Annotated in this window: 6 protein-coding genes; 4 read left to right on the forward strand and 2 right to left on the reverse strand. The window is 72.0% G+C overall.

The annotated features are described in order from the left end of the window. The first annotated feature begins 26 nt into the window (after window positions 1-26). The 3 genes from ACFVUY_RS24805 to ACFVUY_RS24815 all read left to right on the forward strand — a co-directional run bounded on the left by ACFVUY_RS24805 (window position 27) and on the right by ACFVUY_RS24815 (window position 2489). Window positions 27-641 (forward strand): hypothetical protein, encoded by a 615-nt coding sequence (locus ACFVUY_RS24805; protein WP_387733372.1) that lies wholly within the window; start codon window positions 27-29, stop codon window positions 639-641. Further along, window positions 638-1783, forward strand: coding sequence for an ATP-grasp peptide maturase system methyltransferase (tgmC, locus tag ACFVUY_RS24810; RefSeq protein WP_387733364.1), 1146 nt, complete (start codon window positions 638-640; stop codon window positions 1781-1783). The genes ACFVUY_RS24805 and tgmC overlap by 4 nt, the downstream gene beginning before the upstream one ends. 583 nt (window positions 1784-2366) lie before the next feature. Beyond that, window positions 2367-2489 carry a hypothetical protein gene (locus tag ACFVUY_RS24815; RefSeq protein ID WP_387733335.1) on the forward strand — a complete coding sequence of 41 codons (123 nt, stop codon included), beginning with the start codon at window positions 2367-2369 and terminating at the stop codon, window positions 2487-2489. A 162-nt stretch (window positions 2490-2651) separates the two neighbouring features. On the opposite strand, the gene ACFVUY_RS24820 is transcribed toward ACFVUY_RS24815, so the two are convergent. Together ACFVUY_RS24820 and ACFVUY_RS24825 are read right to left on the reverse strand one after the other, a co-directional pair. Further along, window positions 2652-3206 (reverse strand): hypothetical protein, encoded by a 555-nt coding sequence (locus ACFVUY_RS24820; protein WP_387733337.1) that lies wholly within the window; start codon window positions 3204-3206, stop codon window positions 2652-2654. Window positions 3207-3754: 548 nt separating this feature from the next. Further along, window positions 3755-4747 carry an Lrp/AsnC family transcriptional regulator gene (locus ACFVUY_RS24825; RefSeq protein WP_387733340.1) on the reverse strand — a complete coding sequence of 331 codons (993 nt, stop codon included), beginning with the start codon at window positions 4745-4747 and terminating at the stop codon, window positions 3755-3757. 205 nt (window positions 4748-4952) lie between these two features. Between ACFVUY_RS24825 and ACFVUY_RS24830 the strand changes: the two genes are divergently transcribed. Continuing rightward, window positions 4953-6500 (forward strand): MFS transporter, encoded by a 1548-nt coding sequence (locus ACFVUY_RS24830; protein WP_387733366.1) that lies wholly within the window; start codon window positions 4953-4955, stop codon window positions 6498-6500. Window positions 6501-6688: the final 188 nt, after the last annotated feature.

Consider the following 6688-nt stretch of genomic DNA (forward strand, 5'->3'; position numbering starts at 1 on the left):
TCGCCGCACTGCCCGGCGCCCACTACGTGAACCACCCCTGGCGGATCCGGGCCGCCGAGCACAAGCCCGCCCAGCTCGACGCCGCGCTCGCGGCCGGCTTCGCCGTCCCCGACACGATCGTCACCACCGACCCCGAGCAGGCGCGCGCCTTTTGCGCCGAGCAGCCGGACGGCGCGGTCTACAAGCCGCTGTGGAACTCCCCCTGCACGGACGAGGACGGCCGGCCGGTACAGGCCTGGGTCGCCGAGGTCGCCCCGGAGGAGATCAACGACGCCGTCGCCGCCTGCCCACACCTGTTCCAGGCCCGCCTGGCCAAGGACCACGACGTGCGGCTGACCGCGGTGGGCCGCGAGCTCTTCGCCGTCCGGATCGACAGCCCGGACCTGGACTGGCGTCGCCGCCAGGACCTGCTCACCCACACCCCGATCGACGTGCCCACGTCCGTACGCCGGTCCGTGGCCCGCTACCTGGAGCACTTCCGGCTCGTCTACGGCGCCTTCGACTTCGCCGTCGACGCTTCCGGCCGCTGGTGGTTCCTCGAATGCAACAGCAACGGGCAGTGGGCGTTCTTCCCGCCCCCGACCACCGACGCCATCGCCACGGCGATCGCCGACCAGCTCCAGAAAGGCCCCGCCGCATGACCACCACCGCCGCCGCGGACCTGCGCGCAGCCCTCGTCCGGCAGCTCGCCGCCGACGAGGGCCTCACCGACCCGCACTGGCGTGCCGCCGCGGCAGCCGTACCGCGCGAGGCCTTCGTCGGCGACTACTTTCGCGAAGTCCCCGGCTCCTTCCCCACCTCCTGGGAACCGGTCCGAGAAGACGGCGACGGCCGGCTGGAGGCCGTCTACACCAACCAGACCCTCATCACCCAGCTCGACGGCCGCATCCACCCCGCCGACACCGACCAACCGGTCGCCGGATCCCCCTCCTCCTCGTCCACCCTGCCCTCCCTGGTCCTGCGCATGTGGCAACAACTCGACGTCCACGACGGCCACCGCATCCTGGAAATCGGCACCGGCACCGGCTACTCCACCGCGCTCGGCGCCCACCGCCTCGGCCAGGAGAACATCACCAGCGTCGAAGTCGACCCGGACATCGCCGAACGCGCCGCCACCTCCCTCAAGACCGCCGGCTACGCCCCGCGCCTGGTCGTCGGCGACGGCCTCGCCGGCCACAAGCCCGCCGCACCGTACGACCGATTGATCGCGACCTGCGCGGTGCGCACCCTGCCCTACCCCTGGCTGCACCAGGTCAGGCCCGGCGGAAAGATCCTCGTCACCTTCTCCGGCTGGCAGTTCGGCTACGGCCTCGCCCTGCTGACCGTCACCGAACCCGGCGAGGCGACCGGCCGCTTCCTGCCCGGCTGGACGAGCTTCATGATCGCCCGCCCCCACGACCGCCCCCCGCGCCAGAACCCCACCCTCCTTCCCGGCGACGAACGCCCCACCCGCATCGACCCCGGCACCATCACCACCTGGACCGGCACCTGGGTCGCCCAACTCGCCGCCCCCTCCGCCGAACGCGTCGGCGCCGGCGACCAGCAGATCCTCATCGACCACGCCACCGGCTCCCACGCCCGGACCCAACGCGACGGCCACGGCGGATGGACCGTCACCCAACGCGGCCCGCTGCGCCTGTGGGACCAGGTCGAGGACGCCATCGAGACCTGGCAGGCGGCCGGCGCACCGCACCAGGACCACTTCGGCATCACCGTCACCGGCGACGGACAACGGGTCTGGCTCGGCGACGAGGACGGACCCGGCTGGCGCCTGCCGGTGTGAGCGTGCTGCCTACGCGGAGCCCGTGCCGGAGGAGAGTGACGTGTCGGGAACGGAAGCAGCCTCGGTGCGACAGCGCCGGGACACCGGTGGCGGTTGGCGACCACGGCGCCCGGAGGGCCGGCCGCGCGCAAGCTCACCAATAAAGCGCAGGGCGCACTCGACGCGGTGGCGTCCGGACGGCGGATCTCGACTGTGCTGCGGACCGAGGTCCGCTCCGCCCACGCGATGCTTCCGGTATTCAACGTCTCCGTGTTCGCGAGCGCGCTGGTCGCCCTCTTGGTGTTCGGCCTACCACCCGGTCATCGCGCTGGGATCCTCGGAGTGGATCTCCGCATCGCTGCAACTCGGCGGTCGGGCTGTCGCAGCCTGCGGGACCCATCTGCTGGTCCGAGTACAGCCACAGACCGCTCTGGTCAGAGTCCGGATCCTCCTCGCCGAAGCCGAAAACGTCGACGGTTCGGCCATTGGGTTCGCCGCCGTGTTTGACGGGCCGCTCCTGCTTCCTGATGGGCGGCTCGCTATCGGGGACCCCATGGGCCAGAGCCGGTTCACGACCAGCCTGTTGGGGCCAGGTGCCCGCCGTGTGCGCGTTGACGTCGACGACGCAGTCGGCCACGCGCGGGCCGTGGATGTCACCGTCGCGCTGCGGGTGGACGGACCGTTCTCCGAAGTGCGGCGCTGCTTCGGGGCCTGGGAGTGGCGGTGATCGTGATCGGCGATGTTGACCGCTGGGTCGGTGTCCGCCGTACGTCGCGAGCGGGCTGTCCCCCGCGCTGCTCCCCACGCGACCCGAAGTCGCCCTCGCCAGCAGCCTGACGACCGGCCAAGAATGCACCAGGCGCACCAACCCCACCAGGGCGCTGACACCTCAGAGCTCGTCCTCGTCTCCCCGGTCGATGTCGTTCAGCGTCTCGCCGAACCGCTCCAGCGCCTCCTCCGGCCCGCAGCCGAAGGCACGCCCGATGTACTCCCAGGTCATCAGATTGCTGCGGGCCTTGCGGCCGGCCAGCAGCGCGGTCGAACCGGCGGCGCGTTCGAACCGGGCGGCCGCACGGGCGGCGGCGTACGGTCGGCTCTCCGTCAGGTCGCAGATCTGGTCCACCAGCGCGGCGACCAGCTCCTCGACCTCGCGCGGCACCAGACCCTCGACCAGGTCGACGTGCCACTCCCAGTCCGCGAACGGCCCGGTGGCCTCGCCCACCGCCTCGGTTGCCGAGTCGTCACCGAAGTCCAGCAGGTGCATGCGCTCACCCCGCCAGCCGCAGCTGCAACCACTGCGCACCGCGACGGCCCGAGGACCGTCCGCACCGTTGTAGAGCCACCAGGTGGTGCGCCCGTCCGGCAACGGCGCCGGCTCGCTGCCGTCCGCCAACACCGCCGCCGGGAAACCCTGGTGGCGCCCGCTCTCCTCAAACCATGGCATGCCGTGTCCCTCGCGTCCCTGGAGTACAGCACCAGGGTTCTCAGCCTGTGACGCACTGTCAAGGCTTCGCGACAACCGGTACGACCCACAGCTCAAGGGGGCGTGCGCCAGCCGCCGCACGCCGGGCCGGGGGTGCTCAGGCAGTTCGGTGAACCGCTCGATCCGGGTGACCGGCGGCCCCATCGGCGACGGCCCTCGATGAGGCCGCCGCCGGGCCTCCGAACCGCACGCCAATGGAGTTCGGAACATCGGCGTGGCGAAGCGCTGATCGCAGCGGGTGCCCCTGTCGTCGTGTCGGGCCCGGAGGTGGTCCACGGCCGGCCGTTCGCCAGGACGAAGTGTGCCTTTGAGTCGGCGGGTGGGATGCCCAACCTCCTCGCGATTCGCCGTACCAGCGGACGACATGACCGGCTCATTTCGCGGCGCAGTCCGGGCTGTCGCCGGCGAGGATCTTCAATGCCGCATGTCAATGACCGTGCACGCCTCAAGCAGTACGAGAATGTGCTGATCGGGCTGGGCATTCAGGCCCGTTCGGTGGTGCGCTCGCGTCAGCCCAGCGGGGGGTGGATCAGCCGTCCGTGGTGGATCAGGGACACGGACTGCTTGAGGCGGCGAACGCGAATGCTGATCTCGTAGCCCCTGATGCCCTCGATGCGGGCCAGGCGGCTGCTGAGGTAGCGGTAGAAGTCCGGGGTGTCCCGGCAGATGACGACGGCCATGAGGTTGTGCCGGCCGCTGGTCGCCGCGACGAAGGCGCATTCGTCGTGCCGGCCGAGCTCCTCGCCGATCCGGTCGAGTCCGGGCAGGTCGACCTGGAGCCAGAGGACGGCGTTGAGCTCGTAGCCGAGGCGTTCGGGCAGGATGTCGATGCCGTAGGCGAGGGAGCCGGAGGCCTCCAGGGCCTCCAGGCGGCGGGCGACTCGGGGTGTGGACCAGCCGGTGATCTCCGCGAGGCGGGTGTGGGAGACGCGGCCGTCCTCCGCCAGGGCCTCGAAGAGCGGGAGGTCCTCGTCGGCCGGGGCGAGCGGCGGCCCGGCGGCCGCAGGGCGCTCCGCCGCCAGCCGTCGCACCTGTTCGTCGGTCAGGAAGCGTTCCCCGCCGGCCCAGCCGACCGCGTCCGGGGCGCCGAACGTGTGGAGGAGGAGGTCGACGCTCATGTCGAGGACCGAGGCGGCGCGCGGGAGCTGCCGCAGCAGGACGTCGTCGCGCCCGGTGCCGACGGCCGAGCGGATGGTGCAGATGATCTCCGACCCACCGGAGGCGATGCTGGCGTAGCCGACCTCGGGCCTGCGGGCGAGGGAGTCGGCGACGGGCCCCACGGCTTCCGGGCGGCAGCGCAGCCGCGCGACCCACTCCGCATGCCCGTGGGCTGACGGGCTCCTCAGCCCGACGACGCGCAGGATCCCGCCGCGCCGCAGCGCGTTGTAGCGGCGGGCCACGGTCTGTTCGGACACCCCCACGACCTCACCGAGGCGGCGGAACGAGGCCCGGGGGGAGCAGTAGAGCCCGTGGATGATTTTGCGGTCCAGGTCGTCAGGCACAGAGGAATCGTGACACACGGGTGGACCGGAATAGAGGTTCTGGTACGTCGGCCGGGATCGCTTGGGGATTCCTCGCCCGTGGGGCCGAAGCTTTCCTGTGCCCCCAGCAACCGGTGCCCTCGCGGCATCCCGCAGTCGAAGGAACCACCCCGTGAACTCCGCAACGGTGCAGCGCCCCGTGGCCGGACGAGGCGTCACGCTCGTCATGGCCTGTCTGGGCGTCTTCGTCGCCTATCTTCCCGTGACCACCGTGTCGGTGAGTCTGCCGGCGCTCCAGCGGGCGTTGGGCGCCTCGACCTCCCAACTGTCCTGGGTCTCGGACGCGTTCGTGCTGCCGATGGCCGCGCTGATCCTGACCACCGGGGTGTGGGGCGACGTCCACGGCCGCAAGCGGGTGTTCCAGGCGGGCATGGCGTTCTGCGCACTGGGCGCAGTCGTCTCACTGGCCGCGGACTCGGTGCAGTGGCTGTGGGTCGGGCAGGCGGCCTCCGGGCTGGGTGCGGCGGCCCTGCTGCCCACCACGCTGGCCCTGATCAGCCACGCCGTCCCCGACCACCGGGAGCGCGGGAGGTTCATCGGCCTGTGGGCGATGTCCATGCTGGCCTCGCTGGCCCTGGGACCGCTGATCGCCGGGCTGCTGCAGCAGCACGTCGAGGTGCGTTGGATCTTCCTCCTGCCCATCCCGGTGTCGCTGGTCGTGCTGGTCGTCGCGGCCTTCCTGCTGCCGGACTCCCGGGCGCCGCACGGCCGGCGGCTCGACTGGCCGGGGCAGATCAGCGCAGCCGTCACGGTCACCGCCGTCGTCTACGGCGTGATCGAGGGCGGCGCCGACGGCTTCGGTACGCCCTCCGTGGTGGCGGCCCTGGTGATCGGCGCCGTGAGCGCGGTCGCGTTCGTCGTCGTGGAGCGTCGCAGCAGCAGCCCGATGCTCGACCTGGCCCTGTTCCGCAGCCCCGCCTTCGCCGCCACGTCGCTGGTCGCCATGATCAGCTTCCTGGGGCTGATCGGCTTCTTCTTCGTCCTGAGCCTGTACTTCGGTCTGGTGCAGCATCTGAGCACGTGGGAGGCCGGGCTGCGGATGGTTCTGGTGTCCGGGACGTCCCTGGTCGTGGGCGTCCCCGTCGGACGGCTGATGCACCGGGTGTCCGCTCGGGTCATGATCACCACCGGCCTGGTGCTGATGGCGGGCTCGCTGCTGTCGCTGCTCGGCGTCGACGCGGGCACCTCGTACGGGTCGCTCGCCTGGCGCCTGGTCCTGCTCGGCATCGGCATCGGCGCCGTCCTCACCCCGATGACGGCCTCCGCGGTCTCCTCCGTACCGCACCACCTTGCCGGCATGGCCGCCGCCGGGAACAACGCCTTCCGCCAGCTCGGCGGTGCCCTCGGCCCCGCCGTGCTCGGCGCCCTGCTGACCACCCGCGCCCTCGACGCCCTGCCCGGCCGGCTCGCCGACGCCGGCGTGCCGGCGGAGACCGGCGGCCACGTCCTCACCGTCGCCCGGGAGCAGGGCCTCGGCGCCGTGGCCGGGCTCGACCTGGGCCCTGCCACCAAGCCGGCCCTGAGCGCACTCAGCGGCTCCTTCCTCGACGGCCTCCAGCTCTGCCTGGTCGTGTCGGCCTCGCTCGCCCTGCTGGCGGCCGTCGCCTGCGCCGTCCTCCTGCGGCCGGCCGTGCCCACCGGCCGTCCTGGCGCCGGGGCCCCGGCTCCGCAGACCACCGCCGTTCCCGTCCCTGTGGGCAGCGCGTCCGCCTGAAGCTTGTTGCGGAAGCCCGGGTGCGGGCAGGTCACCTGTGCGGCCCGACCTGCTGGTTTCATCCGGTTCGGGCGAGGTTGTGCATATGGGCGACGGCCTGCACCACGTCGGTGGTGCCCAGGCCGACCATGGTGCGGGCGAGTTCGCGGGCGTCGTCCAGGTTCTTCATGAACGCGCCGGAGCCGACC

Origin of the sequence: Kitasatospora sp. NPDC058063, from assembly GCF_042885395.1 — a bacterium.
GTDB classification, from domain to species: Bacteria; Actinomycetota; Actinomycetes; order Streptomycetales; family Streptomycetaceae; genus Kitasatospora; species Kitasatospora lactacystinica.

Excerpts from the sequence above, each read along its gene's own strand:
- tgmC (WP_387733364.1), top strand. The coding sequence starts at position 638 with ATGACCACCACCGCCGCCGCGGACCTGCGCGCAGCCCTCGTCCGGCAG.
- ACFVUY_RS24820 (WP_387733337.1), bottom strand. The coding sequence starts at position 3,206 with ATGCCATGGTTTGAGGAGAGCGGGCGCCACCAGGGTTTCCCGGCGGCG.
- ACFVUY_RS24830 (WP_387733366.1), top strand. The coding sequence starts at position 4,953 with ATGGCCTGTCTGGGCGTCTTCGTCGCCTATCTTCCCGTGACCACCGTG.